Origin of the sequence: Acinetobacter sp. AOR41_HL, assembly GCF_027854645.1 — a bacterium.
In the GTDB taxonomy this organism is placed as follows: Bacteria; Pseudomonadota; Gammaproteobacteria; order Pseudomonadales; family Moraxellaceae; genus Acinetobacter; species Acinetobacter nosocomialis.
Window position 1 is genome coordinate 20,970 of record NZ_JAKTHZ010000017.1, and the last position, 18,648, is coordinate 39,617.

Annotated in this window: 14 protein-coding genes; 9 read left to right on the forward strand and 5 right to left on the reverse strand. The window is 41.3% G+C overall.

All coding sequences use genetic code 11. The annotated features are described in order from the left end of the window. Positions 1-17 precede the first annotated feature (17 nt). On the forward strand, positions 18-3,143 hold the full coding sequence (adeE, locus tag MKL35_RS04180; RefSeq protein WP_374993141.1) for a multidrug efflux RND transporter permease subunit AdeE: 3,126 nt from the start codon (positions 18-20) through the stop codon (positions 3,141-3,143). 69 nt (positions 3,144-3,212) lie between these two features. Here adeE and MKL35_RS04185 read toward each other — a convergent pair whose 3' ends face one another. Further along, complete coding sequence (locus MKL35_RS04185) at positions 3,213-3,818, reverse strand: nitroreductase family protein (protein WP_002048541.1); 606 nt, start codon at positions 3,816-3,818, stop codon at positions 3,213-3,215. Between the two features lie 37 nt (positions 3,819-3,855). Beyond that, positions 3,856-4,638, reverse strand: coding sequence for an SDR family NAD(P)-dependent oxidoreductase (locus MKL35_RS04190; RefSeq protein WP_032011596.1), 783 nt, complete (start codon positions 4,636-4,638; stop codon positions 3,856-3,858). Between the two features lie 122 nt (positions 4,639-4,760). Between MKL35_RS04190 and MKL35_RS04195 the strand changes: the two genes are divergently transcribed. Beyond that, positions 4,761-5,327, forward strand: a complete 567-nt coding sequence (locus MKL35_RS04195) for a TetR/AcrR family transcriptional regulator (RefSeq protein WP_004707404.1) — start codon at positions 4,761-4,763, stop codon at positions 5,325-5,327. On the opposite strand, the gene MKL35_RS04200 is transcribed toward MKL35_RS04195, so the two are convergent. Continuing rightward, positions 5,324-6,481: a glycerate kinase gene (locus MKL35_RS04200; RefSeq protein WP_032011595.1), complete on the reverse strand. Its 1,158-nt coding sequence runs from the start codon at positions 6,479-6,481 to the stop codon at positions 5,324-5,326. The two genes, MKL35_RS04195 and MKL35_RS04200, sit on opposite strands and share 4 nt — an antisense overlap. Before the next feature lie 395 nt (positions 6,482-6,876). Between MKL35_RS04200 and MKL35_RS04205 the strand changes: the two genes are divergently transcribed. The 5 genes from MKL35_RS04205 to epmA all read left to right on the forward strand — a co-directional run bounded on the left by MKL35_RS04205 (position 6,877) and on the right by epmA (position 12,808). Further along, on the forward strand, positions 6,877-9,285 hold the full coding sequence (locus MKL35_RS04205; protein WP_032011594.1) for an FdhF/YdeP family oxidoreductase: 2,409 nt from the start codon (positions 6,877-6,879) through the stop codon (positions 9,283-9,285). 77 nt (positions 9,286-9,362) lie between these two features. Continuing rightward, entirely contained in the window at positions 9,363-10,154 is a 792-nt protein-coding gene (gene fdhD, locus MKL35_RS04210; RefSeq protein WP_032011593.1) for a formate dehydrogenase accessory sulfurtransferase FdhD, read from the forward strand. Positions 10,155-10,273: 119 nt separating this feature from the next. Continuing rightward, a complete protein-coding gene (locus MKL35_RS04215) occupies positions 10,274-10,666 on the forward strand; it encodes a YkvA family protein (RefSeq protein ID WP_032011592.1) in 393 nt (130 codons plus the stop codon). 103 nt (positions 10,667-10,769) lie between these two features. Further along, entirely contained in the window at positions 10,770-11,837 is a 1,068-nt protein-coding gene (locus MKL35_RS04220) for a 4-phosphoerythronate dehydrogenase (protein WP_106479654.1), read from the forward strand. After that, positions 11,834-12,808 (forward strand): EF-P lysine aminoacylase EpmA, encoded by a 975-nt coding sequence (gene epmA / locus MKL35_RS04225; RefSeq protein WP_032011590.1) that lies wholly within the window; start codon positions 11,834-11,836, stop codon positions 12,806-12,808. Before MKL35_RS04220 ends, epmA begins: the two co-directional genes overlap by 4 nt. Before the next feature lie 57 nt (positions 12,809-12,865). On the opposite strand, the gene MKL35_RS04230 is transcribed toward epmA, so the two are convergent. Continuing rightward, positions 12,866-13,852, reverse strand: coding sequence for a Tim44 domain-containing protein (locus tag MKL35_RS04230; protein WP_002048497.1), 987 nt, complete (start codon positions 13,850-13,852; stop codon positions 12,866-12,868). 82 nt (positions 13,853-13,934) lie between these two features. Further along, positions 13,935-15,323 (reverse strand): DNA repair protein RadA, encoded by a 1,389-nt coding sequence (gene radA, locus MKL35_RS04235; RefSeq protein WP_032011589.1) that lies wholly within the window; start codon positions 15,321-15,323, stop codon positions 13,935-13,937. Between the two features lie 175 nt (positions 15,324-15,498). On the opposite strand from radA, the gene MKL35_RS04240 reads away from it, so the two are divergent. After that, positions 15,499-16,917 (forward strand): amino acid permease, encoded by a 1,419-nt coding sequence (locus MKL35_RS04240; RefSeq protein ID WP_002048578.1) that lies wholly within the window; start codon positions 15,499-15,501, stop codon positions 16,915-16,917. 300 nt (positions 16,918-17,217) lie between these two features. Further along, complete coding sequence (locus MKL35_RS04245) at positions 17,218-18,624, forward strand: amino acid permease (protein WP_004885673.1); 1,407 nt, start codon at positions 17,218-17,220, stop codon at positions 18,622-18,624. Positions 18,625-18,648: the final 24 nt, after the last annotated feature.

Consider the following 18,648-nt stretch of genomic DNA (forward strand, 5'->3'; position numbering starts at 1 on the left):
GTTAATAAAAAGCCTCTATAAATAGAGGCTTTTTATTGAGTTTTTTTATTGCACGGCCTATTTTTGCTTGGGTTCTTTCTATTTGTATTATGGCCTTGGGTACCATTTCTATTTTGACCTTACCCATTGAACAATATCCAGATATTGCACCACCGGGTGTAAACGTCACTGCAAATTATCCTGGGGCATCTGCCAAAACTGTTGAAGATAGTGTAACCCAGATTTTGGAACAGCAAATTAAGGGCATTGATGGTTTACTGTATTTTTCATCGAGTAGCAGCTCGGCTGGTCAGGCACGTATAAGCTTAAGTTTTAATCAAAAAACAAACCCTGATACCGCTCAAGTTCAGGTCCAAAATGCAGTCAATCAGGCGCTTAGCCGACTACCGCAAGAAGTGCAGCAGCAAGGTATAACCGTGACAAAGTCACAAGGCGATAGTTTATTGGTTTTTGCACTTTACGATGAAAGTAATACGAGAACTTCTGTCGATATATCCGACTACATGGTGAGCACACTTCAAGACCCACTAAGTCGCGTCGATGGCGTAGGTGAAATCACAGTATTTGGTGCTCAATATGCAATGCGCATATGGCTCGATCCACATAAACTAAATAGCTATGGCCTTATGCCTTCAGATGTCAGAACTGCAATTGAAGCTCAAAATGCACAAATTACAGCAGGTGAGTTGGGGGCATTACCAACTCGTGAGAGACAGGCTTTAAATGCAACCGTAACAGCATTATCCCGTCTACAGACCGTAAATCAATTTGAAAATATTATTTTACGGACTCAAACAAACGGAGCTGTAGTTTTACTTAAAGATGTAGCTCGTGTAGAGCGCGGTGCAGAAAATTATCAAACCTCTACACGTTTGAATGGAAAGCCAGCTTCGGGTATGTCTATTCAACTTGCTTCGGGTGCCAATGCTTTAGAAACCGCTGAAAGAGTAAAAGCTGAGGTCACGCGTTTAACCGGTTCTATGCCATCAGGGTTAAAAGTTGCATATCCACGTGACAGTACTCCATTTGTTGAAGCATCTGTAGAAGGAGTAATTAAAACTTTAGCTGAGGCAATTGTTCTAGTCATTATTGTCATGTTCTTATTTTTACAGAGCTGGCGCGCCACTTTAATTCCAGCTATTGCGGTTCCGGTCGTATTGTTAGGAACGTTTGGTGTACTCAGTATATTGGGTTATAGCATTAATACGCTGACTTTATTTGCGATGGTTTTGGCAATTGGTTTGCTTGTAGATGATGCAATTGTCGTTGTAGAAAATGTCGAGCGGGTTATGCATGAGCAACATCTTGATGCCCGGCAAGCTACCCTAATTTCAATGAAAGAAATATCGGGTGCGTTGGTCGGTATTGCGATGGTACTTGCTGCGGTATTTTTACCTATGGCTTTTTTTGGTGGTTCTGTCGGCATTATCTATCGCCAATTTTCGGTAACACTCGTATCGGCTATGGTGCTTTCAGCCATTGTTGCTTTAACCCTTTCACCTGCGTTATGTGCAACCTTACTTAAACCTGCAAATGAAAAACAGAAGCAGAGAAAATTCTTTAGTTGGTTCAATCGTAAAGTCGAACAAGGGCAGTCAAGCTATCGTACAAAGCTGCTCGCTGTTTTAGATAAGCCCAAAATATTTATGATCATATTCTTAGGTATTACAGCTTTGTTAGGCTGGCAATATACGCGAATGAATACTGGGTTTTTACCACAAGAAGACCAAGGCTCAGTTATGGTCCAGTTTAGTACACCAGTAGGCACGACACTCGCTGAAACAGAACGGGTGGGTAACTTGATAGCAGATTATTTCCTGACGAAAGAAAAGGATAATCTCAATGTGATTTTCATGGTGATGGGTAGAAATAACGCGGGCAGTGGGCAAAATGTGGGAATGGCATTTGCTGGACTCAAACATTGGGATGATCGAGAAGGGAGTGAAAACACAGCAGAAGCAGTGATTGCTCGGGCAAACTCATATTTTAAGTCGCTGCGTAACGCACGTGTTCAGGTACTTTCACCAGCCGCAGTGAGGGGGCTTGGACAATCAAGTGGTTTTGAGCTTTGGTTACAAGATGCTGAAAATAAAGGACGTGATGCTTTACTGGCGGCACAAAACACTGTTTTAAAAGCAGCAAGTGCTGATTCTGGCTTAGCAGCAGTCCGTCTAAATAGTTTAGAAGATAAAGCTCAGTTACAAGTCGACATCGATCAAAGAAAAGCCAGTGCACTTGGTTTGGCTCAAGCCGATATCAGTAATACGCTGTCGTCGGCATGGGGTGGATCTTATATTAATGATTTCATCGATCAGGGACGTGTTAAGCGAGTTTATATACAAGGAGACGCGATTTATCGTTCCTTACCTCAAGACATTGGGCAATGGTATGTTCGCGGTGCTACAGGTCAGATGACACCATTTTCTAGTTTCTCTTCTGTAAAATGGCAAATGGGACCACAAATGCTGCAACGCTTTAATGGTCTTTCAGCTGTACAAATACAAGGCTCCGCGGCAACTGGTGAAAGTTCTGGTGGGGCTATGGATAAGATGCAGGAGTTAGTTGATCAACAACATGGCTTTAACCTTCAGTGGAGCGGGTTGTCTTATCAAGAGAAGTTAGCTGGCGGTCAAACCATTTGGTTATATTTAGCATCCATTATCTTTATCTTTTTATGTTTGGCAGCACTTTATGAAAGTTGGTCCATTCCTGTTTCTGTCATGCTAGTGATTCCTTTAGGTCTGATTGGAGCTGTGGTGGCTGCAAGTCTGGCTGGTTTTGTGAATGATATTTACTTTCAGGTAGCTATGCTTACTACCATTGGACTTTCTGCCAAAAATGCTATTTTGATTGTTGAGTTCGCGGCAGCCAAGTTAGAGGCAGGTCAAGCATTAATGGAAGCAATTATTGAAGGAGCAGGTCAGCGATTACGTCCCATTATTATGACATCTCTGGCATTTGTTGCGGGCGTTCTTCCCTTGGCTGTATCTACAGGAGCAGGAGCTGTTAGCCGTAAAGAAATTGGTATAGCCGTAACGGGCGGTATGATTTCAGGAACCTTGCTTTCTATTTTCTTTGTGCCTTTATTCTTTCTTTTAGTTCGCCGTTTAACCAATAAGCTAAACGAAAAAAAGATGTCATAAAATAATGAAAGTCATTAAAAATTAGACCCTCACACTATTTATAGCATGAGGGTCTAAAAGACTTATCACTTAGAATGTATTTTGAATAATGACTTCATCGAAAGGAAGTTTACCCACACGTGGGTAAGGTTCAGAAGCTGACTTACCAACAGCAATCATTAAACAAACCACATGGTCTTCAGGCAAGTTAACGAGCTTCGCCATTGCGTCAAAGTCAAAACCATCCATCGGGCAGCTATCTAAACCATGTTCTTGGGCAAGTAACATCAGAGTTTGAGCAAAAATCCCTGCACTACGCATAACTTCGTCACGTTGGGTTTGTGGGCGGTCACGGTAATACTGGTCAATCGCGCCAGCCATAATATTTTGAACTTCTGGAGTCGCACCATCCCATACACGTTTAGCATCAACTTCCCATGTATTTAATTTTGCACATAATACAATGAGTAAAGATGCTTCTGTAACTTGTGGTTGGTCCCAAGCAATAGCACGAATTTTTTGTCTTAACTCAGCATCTTCGACAACAACCGGACGCCAATGCTGCAAGTTAAAAGCACTTGGTGCATTTGCTAAAACTTCTTGTAATAACTGCTTTTTGTTATCTTCAGATAACTGAAAAGAAGGGTCGAAGCGTTTAATTGCACGGCGCTTACGGAGAGCATCAATAACATTCATAAGATTTTCCTACTTGAGAATTGGGTAGCTGTACTTGTTAGTTTGTATAACGTTGGGCTACTTCAGCCGAAGAAAAGTTTGGTAATAATGTCATACGTGATTTTTCAAAATTATTCCATTGATTTTCGTCTTTCAGCACAGGAATTGTAATTGTTTCTTTACGATCAAAGCCGATTAGAGCAGCATCCACTAAATCATTGACGTCCATTAATGGCGGAACTTGGCTTAAATCGATACCTGAACGTTTCCAAATTTCAGTTTTGGTTGCAGAAGGCAATACTGCTTGCACATGTACGCCATGATCTTTTAACTCTAAATGTAAGCCTTGGCTAAAAAAATGTATAAAGGACTTACTTGCACCATAAATGGTAGAACCAAATTCAGGAGACAACCCAACAACAGAACCTAAATTAATAATTGAGCCTTTACCTTTACGTACGAGTTGCTCGGAAACCGCATGAGACAAACGAACAACCGCCGTCATATTTAAAGTCATGAGTGTTTCAATTTCTTTAATATCTTGAGTTAAAAAATTTCCGCTAAGTGTAATACCTGCGTTATTTACCAAAATTTCAATATCAGCATCGTTTTTTAGAACATCTTCAATTTTGCTAATGTCTTGAGCCTTTGATAAATCGGCCTGAATAAATTCGACATGTACACCGTATTTTTCTTGAAGGTCTCTCGAGATTTTGTCTAAGCGGTTGGTGTCTCGTGCAACCAAGATTAAGTGATGGCCACGTTGTGCAAAACGGTCTGCATAGACTGAACCAATTCCTGACGAAGCCCCTGTAATAAGTACTTTTGATTGAGCTGACATGTGATGTCTCCACGCTTTATTTTTTAGATGATGATCATAATCTAAAATAACTAATTTTTGATGTCAATCATAATCAATGTATAATTATGACCAGTAGGGTGAATAAAAGTGGGTGCGCCAACATGAAAGTCAGTAAAACTCAGGTAAAAGAAAACCGAGATAAAATTGTTGAAAAGGCGACTCAACTGTTTCGTAGCAAAGGCTACGATGGAGTCGGCATTGCCGAATTAATGTCTAGCGCAGGCTTTACCCACGGCGGCTTTTATAAACATTTCAGTTCGAAAACAGACCTTGTCTCAATTACTGTTAAACATGGACTTGAGCAGGTTTTAAAAAGAATAGAAGGTTTAAACTTAACTCAATTTATTCAGCTTTATGTGTCCCGCACTCATCGAGATAATCGGGATTTGGGCTGCACACTAACGGCGTTATCTTGTGATGCTGCAAGACAGCCCGACGAAGTAAAAGTCGAGTTTGAAGAGGGTATTGAGCAACTTATTCAGTTCATTATGAACGAGCGAGCCAAACAAGTTTCTTTAGAAGCGCCTGAGTTAAGAAAGCAAGCCATTAATATTCTTGCCCAGTCTGTAGGGGCAATTGCCTTATCTCGCGCATGCCCAGATCAATCAAACCTTAGCGATGAAATCTTAGAAAGCTGTAAAGAGAGCCTTTTAAAATTAGCCAATTAAGCTTTTTTATCTTTCCAGTTCATTTGGCTAAATTGAATTAATTTCGCAATATCTACGGTTCTTTCATAAATGAGTTCTGCTGCATGTTCGCAAGCTTGTTCTAATGTGATCGGGCCGTTTGCTAGCGAAAAAGCAGCCGTAACCCCATGTTCATAAAGTGCTTGGTAGCCTTCGCCTAAAGTCCCAGCAATCACAATCACAGGTACGTTGTGAGCTTTAGCAATTTGGCTCACCCCAAAAACAGTTTTGCCACTTAAAGTTTGCTGGTCAAATTTACCTTCGCCTGTAATCACCCAATCTGCGTTAGCAATTTTATGTTCAAGTTGGTTTAGTTCAGCCACCACTTTAACGCCAGCTTTAAAGTCTGCATTTAAATAACTTTTGGCTGCAAAACCCAAGCCACCAGCAGCGCCTGAGCCTGCTTCATTTCGTTTATCGAAACCTAAAAGCTCCGCTGAGACATCGGCAAAATGTGCAAGCGCTGCATCGAGTAACTGTACTTGAGCAGGGGAAGCCCCTTTTTGTGGGCCAAAAATATGTGATGCACCATTTGGGCCGCAAAGTGGATTGGTCACATCGGCAGCCAATAAAAACCGTGTGTGCTGAATGCGTGAGTCGAAATGTGTTAAATCAATTTTTGATAGGTGACTCAGGGCAAGGCCACCGGCGGGTAAGGCATTTTGGTTAGCATTAAGTAAAACTGCACCCAAAGCACTGAGTAAACCTGTACCGCCATCATTGGTGGCGCTGCCGCCCACAGTTAAAATAATCTCTTTTGCACCTGCATCTAAAGCATCTAAAATGAGCTGCCCTGTGCCAAAGGTTGTGCTGTGGCAAGCATCACGCTCAGACGGTGGGACTAACTGTATGCCGCTTGCTTGAGCCATTTCAATGATGGCGATCTTTTGATGTTCTAACCATCCCCATTTGGCTTGAACAGGCTGACCTAATGGCCCAACCACCGTTTTTTCACGCCATTGACCCTCACAGACTTCTAAAACAGCTTCAATGGTGCCTTCACCGCCGTCTGCCATCGGGCACAAAACAGTTTCGGCATCGGGAAAAACAGCTTGCCATCCTTTGGCAATGGCTTGAGCTACCTTCAAAGCAGATAAGCTGTCTTTAAATGAGTCAGGGGCAATCACAAGCTTCATAAACGTTCTAATACGGATAAATTTCTCATTGTTTTATACTGCTTAATACGAAAAAAACATAGATAAACACATGTAGGCGTCAATTTTTAAATACTTTCAATATGATAAAAATGAAAATCAATAATGTTTTTATCTGTAAAAAATTGGATTGTAAAATTTTTAAGCCATTGTTTTATAAATTTTTATATAAATAGTATGGTTGTTTTGAATGATTGTAATTGTAAACAATATGGCACATATTATAAGAACGGTTGAGCCAGCTTTTAAAATAGCGGAAACCTATAAAAAGTAGACTCTACAAATAAGCTAAACAGCAGATTGTCTTGATATAACCATAATTTAAATTGTGATTTTATTGGATCTGTTGAGTGTAAAAGAAATAAGAGGATGAAAAAGTGGATAATTCAGAAGAACAAAAGCATATACAGGAAAATAACGGTTTTGCGCGAATTGAGCCATATACTCATCCTGCTGGCGGGTGGGGCGCACTCCTTAGTGTCGCTCGAAACCTAAAGCGACAAGATATTTTAGGTAAAGGTTCAATTACCTTACTCAACATTAACCAGCCTACAGGTTTTGACTGTCCCGGTTGTGCATGGCCAGAAAAGAAAGATGCCCATGCCTTTAACTTCTGTGAAAATGGTGCCAAAGCAGTTGCTTTTGAAGCAACCAGTAAAACCGTTACTCCCGAATATTTCGCAGGCCATACGGTTAGTTGGCTATCAGAACAAAGTGACTTTTTTTTAGAAGACTTAGGCCGCTTAACAGACCCAGTTCGTTATGATGCTGCAACCGATAAATATGTTCCTATTTCATGGGACGATGCCTTTAAGCTCATTGCTCAACATTTACATGCGCTAGACAACCCAGACCAAGCGGCATTTTATACATCTGGCCGTGCCAGTAACGAAGCAGCATTTTTATATCAATTGTTTGTGAGAAGCTTTGGTACAAATAACTTTCCAGACTGTTCAAACATGTGCCATGAAACCACAAGTGTAGGCTTGCTCGACTCAATTGGTTTAGGAAAGGGCACCGTTACTTTAGAAGATTTTGATTTAGCCGATGCCATTTTTAGTTTTGGGCACAACCCGGGAACCAACCATCCACGTATGTTAGGTACTTTGCGTGAAGTGTCTAAACGCGGTGGCAACATTATTGCGATTAACCCGATTAAAGAGCGAGGTCTCGAGCGTTTCCAAGACCCGCAAGCACCGCTTGAAATGATGACCAACGGCAGTACGCCAATTAGCCGTTATTATTTCCAGCCTAAAATTGGTGGCGACTATGCACTGATGTTAGGAATGTTAAAGCACTTAAATGAATGGGATAAAAAAGCACTTGCTTCAGGTAAACCAAGCGTTTTTGACCGAAACTTTATTGCGGTGAATACCGTTGGTTTCGATGAGATGATTGCTCAGGTGGAAAGAACTGAGTGGGCAGATATTTATAAGCACTCAGGCCTGTCGCCTGAACATTTAGAAAAGCTCGCTAAACTCTTTTTAGAGTCCGAGCGCTCCATTTTCTGTTGGGGGATGGGAATTACCCAGCACCGTCACGGAACTGCTAACGTACATATGCTGGCAAATTTATTGTTGGCACGTGGTCAAATTGGTAGACCAGGTGCAGGGCTGTGTCCGGTTCGTGGGCACAGTAACGTGCAAGGCGACCGCACCATGGGCATCAATGAGCTACCTAGCCCTAAACTACTCGATAATATTGACCGTGTATTCGGTATTAAATCACCAAGAAAAAATGGATATGGCGTGGTCGAAACGATTAAAGCCATGGCTGAAGGCGAGATAAAAGTCTTTATTGGTTTAGGTGGAAATTTTGCAGTTGCAACTCCTGATACCCCATATACGCAAGAAGCGCTTAGAAAATGTGATTTAACCGTCCATGTAGCAACCAAGTTAAATCGTAGTCATTTGGTATGCGGTAAAGATGCACTTATTTTGCCATGTTTAGGCCGTACCGAAATAGACGAGCAGCTTCATGGCCCACAAGCCATTTCGGTTGAAGACTCCATGAGTAATGTTCACTTGTCGGCAGGACGTAATACGCCAATTTCTAAAAACATATTGTCTGAACCCGATATTGTGGCAAGAATGGCTGAAGCTGTTCTTCCAGACAGTCAGATTAAATGGAAATGGTACATCGAAAGCTATGACCGCATTCGTGACTCCATTGCCGATGTGTTTGATGAGTTCCATGACTTTAATTTACGTGTTTATAAACCGGGCGGTTTCCACCTAGAGCATCCTGCTAATCAGCACATCTGGAATACCAAGAGTGGTAAAGCGCAATTTCTGATTACGCCACTTGAAGAAGTCTACGCGGATAAAGAAAATCAGTACGCTGCCGCATATACCGAAAGTAAGGTTTATACCTTAATGACTACCCGTTCTCATGACCAATACAACACCACTTTATATGGTCTGGATGACCGTTACCGTGGGGTATTTGGTCAGCGCCGTGTGTTGTTTATGAACCAAGCCGATATTGATGAAGCAGGCTTTGAAGCAAATCAGTGGGTCGATATTGAAAGTGTTTTCTCGGATGGTGTGAAGCGCATTGTGCACAGTTTCCGTATTGTGCCCTACAACATTCCGCGAGGGAGCTTGGCGGCTTACTATCCGGAAACCAATCCTTTGGTGGCCTTAAGCAGTCATGACAAATATGCCAAGATTCCGGCTTCTAAAAGTGTTCCTGTGATTTTACATCCAGGGAATGCACCAGAGCACTTTAACTTGGCAACAGCCGTTGACCCTGAAGATGCCAATAAGAAAGTCAGCAGCCTCTAAGTGAACCTGTTTTTTAAAATGAAATCTAAGCAAATGGCGCTCTAAACAAGCGCCATTTTGAAATAAAGGAAATAATTTTGACACCACATGCTTATGGGGTTGAAACATTGCCAGTACAGCGGTTTAACAAAACCGAATCTGAAAATGTTTTAGATCATATTGTGCAAGAGTATCCAATTGCCTTGGTATATAACGGTATTTCACATGCGGTGATGATGGCAACACCGACCGATGTCGAATTATTTGCCAAAGGTTTTAGTCTCTCGGAAGGCATTTTGACCAGTTTAAAAGAGCTATATGTCCTTGATGTACATCAAAATGAATTGGGCATTACGGTTGAAATGACCATTTCATCGAGAGCATTTGCTGCATTAAAAGAGCATCGACGCATGATGGTTGGTCGTACAGGTTGTGGTTTATGTGGCATTGAAAGTTTGGAGCAGTTTCAGTTAGATGTTCCCAAAATTACAACGCATGCATCAAAGCTATGGCTTGAGCAAATTCCGAGTGCCATTTCCCATTTAAAAGCCCAGCAAGAAATTACCGCTTTAACAGGTGGGGCACATGCCGCAGCGTGGGTGGTTGATGGTCAAATCGTGGCGTTATTTGAAGATGTTGGCCGCCATAATGCTTTGGATAAATTAATTGGTTATATAGCGCAAGAAAACTACGACATCAGTTTAGGTTTTGTTGTCATGACTAGTCGGGCAAGTTATGAACTGATACGAAAATGCGCTCAGCTGAATATTAGCTTGCTTGCTTCAATTTCTGCACCGACCAGTATGGCCATTCAGTTAGCCAAACAATCTGGCCTCACATTGGCAAGTTTCTGTAGGGGAGACCGGTTTGTTTTATATACAGAAATTTAAAATATATCGTTCAATATGAGGGGCTTAAAACGAAGCTCATCTGACATTTCTGTTGCTTTTAAGCTAAGGATAGATTTTATAGATTATTATAAAACTCAAAAGGTTCAGAGTCTGTCCAAATGTCTTGGTTACAATCACTAAAAGAATGGGCAAAACGTCTAAAAAAACAAATTATTATGCTTTGGTTTGCCTCAAGGCATCCTCAAATGCCGTGGTTACCCAAAGTTATTGCGGTAGTGGCTGTGGCTTATGCGTTTAGTCCTATCGACTTAATTCCAGATTTTATTCCTATTTTAGGCTTTATTGATGACGCAGTTATTTTACCCATACTCATTTGGTTAGCAGTTCGTTTTACGCCTCAGCAAGTCATTTTCGATGCTGAACAACAAGCTAAAGAATGGCTAGATGAACATGAAAAACGCCCAAAAAACTATTTGGTTGCCGTACTTATTATTTTAATTTGGCTCACACTTGCCGTAATGGCTTACTTTTATTTTGGTGGTGGTTTGTAGTTGAACTGAGTCTTAAAACCTGTGCGAATTTAATACCCTTAACATTGTGCTTTGCTACAACTCAAAGGATAATAACGTTTTTATAAACTATGGGTTGCAGACCATGAAAATCGTCGCAGATGAAAATTTGGCGTTTACCGATTACTTTTTTTCAGAATTTGGCGATATTCAACACCATGCAGGACGCACCTTAACGCACGCAGATGTGAAAGATGCTGAAGCTTTATTGGTCCGCTCAGTTACTGCTGTAAATGAAAGTTTAATTCAAAACACTGCTTTAAAATATGTAGGTAGTGCCACAATCGGGACTGATCATTTAGATATTCAAGCCCTAGAAAAACATAATATTACATGGGCCAATGCCGCAGGTTGTAATGCACAGGCAGTTGCTGAATATGTCATTACCGCTTTACTTCATTTAGATGGTAGCCTTTTAGAACAACAAGAAAAATTTACGCTAGGCATTGTGGGGCTTGGCAACGTGGGTAAACGTTTAGCTTATATGGCTCGGTTGCTTGGCTGGAACGTAATTGGCTTTGACCCATATGTAACATTAGATTCAATTGAAAATGTGAACTTTAAAACCCTATTACAACAAGCCAATGCTATTTCAATTCATGTGCCACTCACCAAAAACGGTGAACATGCGACATATCATCTTTTCAACGAAGAAACTTTTGCAGCGCTTCAACCAGATACGATTTTAATTAATAGCGCTCGTGGTCCGGTTGTGAAAGAAGCTGCTTTAATCGAAGACATTCAACGTACCAAACGTAAAGTTGTACTTGATGTATTTGAACATGAGCCAGTGATATCAGATGAGCTTTTAAATATGTTGGCTTTGGCGACACCGCATATTGCAGGTTATAGCTTGGAAGGAAAAGCTCGTGGTACACAAATGATTTATGAAGCGTTTTGCCAAAAATTTGGCTACGACATTAATAAGCGTTTCGAAACGCAGTTGCCTGCATGCGAAGATTATTTTTCAGGACATGACTTAAAAGCAGTGTTAAAGCAAAAACTATCTCAAATTTATGATATTGCTCAAGATGATGCCAATATTCGTGCCTGTGTTAAAGACGGCAAAGTAGAGCAAAAAGCATTTGATTTATTACGTAAGAATTACCCGCTGCGTCGTGAATGGGCAGCACACGGGGGACCGCAAGCATGAGTTTAAGTTATCAACCTACGTGTTCAATTGATGCTTTAAAGGCTCGTGCCAAGCTTTATACCCAAATTCGCCAGTTCTTTGCAGAACGTGGGGTCATGGAAGTTGAAACACCCGTAGTTTCACAAGCAGGCGTTACCGATGTGCATTTAGCCTCGGTTCAGGCGTTACGCCATATCAATGGCAAATTACAGACTCAGTATTTACAGACTTCTCCTGAGTTTGCCATGAAACGTTTGCTAGCAAGTGGTAGCGGACCGATTTATCAAATATGCAAGGTTTTTCGTGACGATGAGCACGGGCGTAAACACAACAGTGAATTTACTATGCTCGAATGGTATCGTCCGGGTTTAGACTTAAAAGCATTAATGCATGAAACAGCCGATTTATTGCAAACCTGTTTGCAGCATCGTTTTGGTGAAGTTCGTCCATTTATTTTAAGTTATAAGCATGCCTTTCAGGACCGTTTAGATATTAACCCGTTACAAGCAACTTTAAAGCAACTCAAAGATACTGCAAATCGTGTTGGTTTAAATCTTGATTTAGGTGATGACCGCTTAGCTTATATGGACTTGTTGTTTTCTCATTTTGTTGAGCCAAGTTTAGGTTTTGATGCACCTGTCTTTTTAACTGACTTTCCGCCAGAAATGGCGTCTTTGGCAAAAGTGAAAGTAGATGAAGATGAGGAAGAGGTCGCAGCGCGTTTTGAGGTTTATATCGAAGGTCTGGAACTTGCCAATGCTTACGATGAATTGCTCGATGCAGACGTGTTACGTTCACGCTTTGAAGCAGACAATGCAGAACGGGCTAAGCAAGGGCTTCATGTTATGCCATTAGATGAACACTTGTTAGCAGCTTTGCCTCATATGCCAGAATGTTCAGGAATTGCTTTAGGCATAGACCGTTTACTCATGGTTGCAACCGAACAACTTAAAATTGAAAAAGTCATCGCATTTCCAGCCGAAATTGCCTGAGGGCGAGCAAATAAAAAAGCCACATATTGTGGCTTTTTTATTTGGAGCTTATTTAAATTAAGCTTGTTGAATACCTGCAACCACCCAGTCTTGCTGAGAGCCAACAGGTTTTACAAAGTGCCAGATTTCTGTAAATGGCTGTGGCAAGCTATTTAAATCTTCACTTACTGTACCTGTAAAGCGTACGCTCACAATGTATTGACCATTTTCAGTCGCACTGTCTACAACCATTGCATTTAAGTTACTAAACTCGGCAACGTCCTGATCTTGATTCTCCATGATGTCGTTATACATAGAGTTATAAAGTTCAGGTGTTAAGTAGCGACGAATTTCTTCGATGTTACTTGCACTGTTGATTGACTGAATGTGGTTAAAACGCTGACGGGCAACACGTAAGAAAGAAGCAGGTTCGCTACCATCTGGTAACTGGTTGCCATTACTTGTTGTTGCACCACCAAACGGAGCTTGAGTTGCTGTACCACCACCAACAGACTGACCAAAAATATTGGTGTTGTCGTTTGAGTTAGTTGGTGCAGCTGAACGGCCAAATGTGTTTTGTCCGTTGCTGTTTGGAGCGTAAGGATTATTTGCTGCTAATTTTTTTTTCCCGCCCAATTTGCGGAATACAAAAAAGGCAACAGCAGCAGCAAGTAATACCCATAACCAGCCTGGGATACCACCTTTCTTCTCTTGTTGCTGTTGAGCTTGAACCGCTTGTTGCTCGTTGTCTGGCTGGGTTACACGTTGTTCAGTTGATGTTGGTTTGTCATCAGCTAAAGCATGTGCTGCAACAGCACCTACGGCAGCACCAGCTACACCAGCTGCAACCATTGAACCAACACCCGGACCAGATCTTTGAGGTGCTGTAGCAGGTTGTTGAACTGGAGTCACTTGACGAGGTTGTTGATATGACTGGCTTGAAGTGGTAGAGCGTGCCATGCCGTGGCTTTTACCACCACCTGCACGTTTTGCTTCAGCAAGAGGAGAAATTGCCAAAGCAGCCATTAAAATACCGGTTATCAAGCCGCGCTGGTGTACTTCCATAGGAAATTCCTGTTTAAAATTAATTTGTAATTGTATTTATGCAGTCATTTACACTAAATTTCAACTATAAAAATATGTTTTTTTATGTCAATTCATCGCTGAGCTGCATCGCTTCGGTAAGGGCTTCATGTAAGCGCGCCACAGCAATTACTTGTACTCCCGGAATCGCTTTTTGTGGTGCGTTGCCTCTAGGTAAAATGACATATTTAAAGCCATGTTTTGCTGCTTCTTTTAAGCGTTCTTGTCCATTCGGTACAGGTCGGATTTCACCTGAAAGACCAACTTCACCAAAAACTGCAAGTTGCTGAGGCAATGCCTTGGTACGTAAACTTGATGCACACGCCAGTAAAACAGCCAAGTCAGAACCTGTTTCGGTAATTTTTAAACCACCGACAATGTTGACATAAACGTCTTGCCCTGTAGTTTGTACACCACCATGACGGTGCATTACAGCAAGCAACATGTTTAAACGGTTTTGTTCAAGACCAAGAGCGACACGTCTAGGTTGTCCTTGAGCATCATCAACTAAAGCTTGAACTTCAACTAAGAGTGGGCGAGTTCCTTCACGGCTAATCATGACAATTGAACCGGGAATGGCTTCGTCATAACGACTTAAGAAAATAGCAGAAGGGTTAGCCACTTCACGTAAGCCCTTATCGGTCATGCCAAATACACCAAGTTCATTGACTGCACCAAAACGGTTTTTCACCGCACGAATCATACGATAGCGTGAGTCTGATTGGCCTTCAAAATAAAGCACACAGTCCACCATATGTTCTAAAACACGTGGGCCTGCCAGTGCACCTTCTTTGGTCACGTGACCAACAATAAATAACGCCGTGCCACTATTTTTTGCATAGCGGGTTAATAACGCAGCAGATTCACGAATTTGTGAAACCCCACCAGGTGCAGATTGAAGCGTTTCTGTGTAAAGCGTTTGAATCGAGTCCAAAATTGCTACCACAGGGCGTTCTTGCTCTAAAACTTCACAAATGCGTTCGACACAGGTTTCAGCCATGACTTTTAACTGGTCTGTAGGCAAGTCAAGGCGCTGAGCACGTAAGGCCACCTGAGACAATGATTCTTCACCCGTAATATAAAGTGCAGAACTTTTTGCACTTGCCATGTAGGTTGCTGTTTGTAAAAGAATGGTCGATTTACCAATACCTGGGTCACCACCAATCAGGACTACTGAGCCTGTGACCAAGCCACCGCCAAGTACGCGGTCAAACTCGCTAATACCTGTAGGTAAGCGGGTTTCATGAGAAACCGAGACTTTATTTAGTGTTGTTATATTGGCAACTTGGCCTGCGTAGCCCCCAATTTTAGGACGAGCGCGATGGGCTGTAGTAGGTTCGAGTTTAACTTCAGTCAGAGAATTCCATTCACCACACTCTGAACATTGACCAGCCCATTTAGGATGATCCGCACCACATTGTTCGCAACGGTAAACAGTTTTGACTTTGCTCATATTCGACTTCGGTTTGTTAACTTCATAATCAGTAAAAACAGAGTATAGCAAAACGACACCCTGAACGTAGGCAGAACCCGATCATTTTTCAAGGGCCTATTTTTCATGCGTTGTCTAAAAATATTGGAATGTATTTTGCTTTAGCTAAGGTGGGAAATTTTTAGGATATTTACCTATGTCTAATCTTCAGCATCATGATCATGCTGGCGACTTACAGCGAAAGCTTACCAATCGCCATTTACAATTGATCGCTATTGGAGGGGCCATTGGAACAGGCCTGTTTATGGGGTCGGGCAAAACTATTTCATTGGCGGGGCCATCAATTTTATTTATCTATTTAATTATTGGCACCATGATTTTCTTTCTTATGCGTGCTTTGGGAGAGGTTTTACTTTCAAACCTAAATTATAAGTCGTTTGTCGATATGGCTTATGACCTGATTGGGCCTTGGGCTGGCTTTTATGTCGGGTGGACCTATTGGGTAAGTTGGGTGCTTGTTGGAATGGCAGATTTAACTGCGGTGACGAGCTATTTGAGCTTTTGGCTCCCCAATGGAGTTAGTTTTAGCCCAATAGAACAGGCAATGATTAGTGCAGGCTGTGTTCTCTTTCTATTGATTTTAAATTTATTGACGGTTCGTTTATTTGGCGAAGTCGAATTTTGGTTTGCGATTATCAAAATTGTTGCCATTATTGCTCTAGTTCTTGCCGGCATCTATATGGTAGTAACCAAGTTCCAATCACCATCTGGCTCTGTTGCGGCTATTTCTAATATTTGGAATCATGGCGGTATGTTTCCTCATGGGGTAAATGGTTTCCTTGCCGGCTTCCAGATTGCGATCTTTGCTTTTATTGGGGTAGAACTGGTCGGAACCACAGCTGCTGAAACTAAAGACCCTCATAAACATTTGCCTAAAGCAATTAACGCAATTCCGATCCGCGTCATTTTATTCTATGTATTGGCATTAATGGTGGTGATGTCTGTAACGCCTTGGGATCAGGTAAAAGCAGACCGTAGTCCATTCGTTGAACTATTCTTAATGGCAGGTATTCCAACTGCTGCAATTATTATGAACCTAGTGGTGTTGTCATCGGTCATGTCATCAATGAACAGCGGTATTTTTTCAACTAGCCGAATGATGTATGGCTTATCGCGTGATGGTCAGGCACCTGAAACATTAGGTCAGTTGACTAAAAGCGCAGTTCCAGCAAATGGTTTAATTTTTTCCTGTGCCTGTATTATGGGTGGTGCTTTATTACAATATTTTGTGCCCAATACGATTGAAGCATTTACCTTGGCAACAACGTTATGCACCATTTTATTTTTAACGGTATGGATTTTGATTTTGGTGTGTTATATCCGCTACCGTAAGTTATCTCCTGAACTGCATGAAAAATCGAACTTTAAAATGCCGGGTGGGGTAGCGATGAGTTATGTCGTTATTGTTTTCTTCTTATTTACGATTGCGATTTTAAGCCTTGAAGCAGACACAGCTAAGTCGCTTATGGTCAGTCCAATTTGGTTCCTCGTTCTTGCAATTGGTTACTTTGGTTTTTATAAGTCAAAAATAAAACGTAATTTTGCCCAAGAATAAATAACTTAGAAGCAAAATATAAAAAGGCAATCGATCTGATTGCCTTTTTTAATTGAAAAATCAAAGTGGTTCAAGTCTTAATTTTAGACTGGAAGGTGCGTTGTATTGCTATGTTCTTGTGCGTATTATCGGATTTAATTGTATGTATCTTGAAATTATCAGCCATACAGACAAAAATTGGTTAGCTGAAAAGTTGTCAAAAAATATACATTTAAAAGATACCTGCAAATGGTGCGATATCGTCTTTTTGATTTGAATTTAGCTAACGGACTAAAAAAATTACTGGAGTGTATTCATAAAATGTCGAATCAAAATCTGAGTGATCCTCATGAACAAGGTGAGCTCCATCGTAGTCTTTCCAATCGGCATTTACAGCTGATTGCAATTGGTGGTGCCATTGGTACTGGTTTATTCATGGGGTCAGGTAAAACAATTAGTCTTGCCGGCCCATCTATCTTATTCATTTATTTGATTATTGGTGTGATGGTGTTTTTTGTCATGCGTGCGCTTGGCGAATTACTCCTGTCAAATTTAACCTATAAATCATTTATTGATTTCACCACAGATTTAATTGGCCCATGGGCAGGTTATTTTGTGGGATGGACCTATTGGTTGTGCTGGATCACGATTGGTATCGCCGATCTGTCTGCAATTATCTATTACTTACAATTTTTCAATAACGGCCAGCCTTTCTCACCAGTTGAAGGGGCAATGATTAGTGTGGCTGCTATTGTATTTATTATGGGCTTGAACCTGTTAACTGTACGCCTATTTGGTGAATTAGAGTTCTGGTTTGCGCTTATTAAGATTCTTGCGATTATTATTTTAATTGCAGTGGGTCTATGGATGATCTTTACTGGCTTTACTTCTAGTACGGGCGAGGTGGCTTCATTTACTCATTTATGGGCAAATGGCGGTTTCTTCCCAACAGGGGTGCATGGCTTCTTGGCTGGCTTCCAGATCGCGATCTTTGCTTTCGTGGGCGTAGAACTTGTTGGAACAACAGCTGCTGAAACCAAAGATCCTGAGCGTAACTTACCTAAAGCGATTAACTCAATTCCAGTTCGTATCATTATTTTCTACGTCTTGGCATTGCTTATCGTGATGTCGGTAACTCCGTGGAATAGAATTGATCCGGCGATCAGCCCATTTGTAAACTTGTTTAGCCAAGCTGGTATTGCGGCAGCAGCGATCTTGATGAACTTAGTAGTATTGTCATCAGTTATGTCTTCGATGAACAGCGGTGTATTCTCAACAAGCCGTATGTTGTTTGGTTTATCTCGTGAAGATCAAGGTCCAAAAGCTTTTGGTAAATTGAACAGACGTGCAGTACCTGCAAATGCATTGTATTTTTCTGCTGCATGTTTATTGTTAGGTGCGGCATTACAGTATTTTGTACCAAATACAGTTGAAGCATTCACTCTTGCAACAACGCTTTCAACTATTTTGTTCATTTGCGTGTGGTTACTAATTATCTGGAGTTATATCCGTTACTACACGACACGCCCTGAACTGCATGCCAAATCAACATTTAAATTGCCGGGCGGCCTATTTACCTGTTGGATCACGATTATTTTCTTTGTTGGCATGATTTATGTGCTGTCTTTAGAGCCAGATACTTTTAAAGCACTGAAAGTCAGCCCAATCTGGTTTGTTATCCTGATCATTGGTTATTTCTTCTTCTATAAACCACGTCATAAAAAGTAATGAAATTGATTTACTTATGACTAA

What these genes read in the sequence shown, in the direction of transcription:
- MKL35_RS04185 (WP_002048541.1), bottom strand. Translation starts at nt 3,818, where the DNA reads ATGAATGTTATTGATGCTCTCCGTAAGCGCCGTGCAATTAAACGCTTC.
- MKL35_RS04190 (WP_032011596.1), bottom strand. Translation starts at nt 4,638, where the DNA reads ATGTCAGCTCAATCAAAAGTACTTATTACAGGGGCTTCGTCAGGAATT.
- MKL35_RS04195 (WP_004707404.1), top strand. Translation starts at nt 4,761, where the DNA reads ATGAAAGTCAGTAAAACTCAGGTAAAAGAAAACCGAGATAAAATTGTT.
- MKL35_RS04200 (WP_032011595.1), bottom strand. Translation starts at nt 6,481, where the DNA reads ATGAAGCTTGTGATTGCCCCTGACTCATTTAAAGACAGCTTATCTGCT.
- MKL35_RS04215 (WP_032011592.1), top strand. Translation starts at nt 10,274, where the DNA reads ATGTCTTGGTTACAATCACTAAAAGAATGGGCAAAACGTCTAAAAAAA.
- MKL35_RS04220 (WP_106479654.1), top strand. Translation starts at nt 10,770, where the DNA reads ATGAAAATCGTCGCAGATGAAAATTTGGCGTTTACCGATTACTTTTTT.
- epmA (WP_032011590.1), top strand. Translation starts at nt 11,834, where the DNA reads ATGAGTTTAAGTTATCAACCTACGTGTTCAATTGATGCTTTAAAGGCT.
- MKL35_RS04230 (WP_002048497.1), bottom strand. Translation starts at nt 13,852, where the DNA reads ATGGAAGTACACCAGCGCGGCTTGATAACCGGTATTTTAATGGCTGCT.
- radA (WP_032011589.1), bottom strand. Translation starts at nt 15,323, where the DNA reads ATGAGCAAAGTCAAAACTGTTTACCGTTGCGAACAATGTGGTGCGGAT.
- MKL35_RS04240 (WP_002048578.1), top strand. Translation starts at nt 15,499, where the DNA reads ATGTCTAATCTTCAGCATCATGATCATGCTGGCGACTTACAGCGAAAG.
- MKL35_RS04245 (WP_004885673.1), top strand. Translation starts at nt 17,218, where the DNA reads ATGTCGAATCAAAATCTGAGTGATCCTCATGAACAAGGTGAGCTCCAT.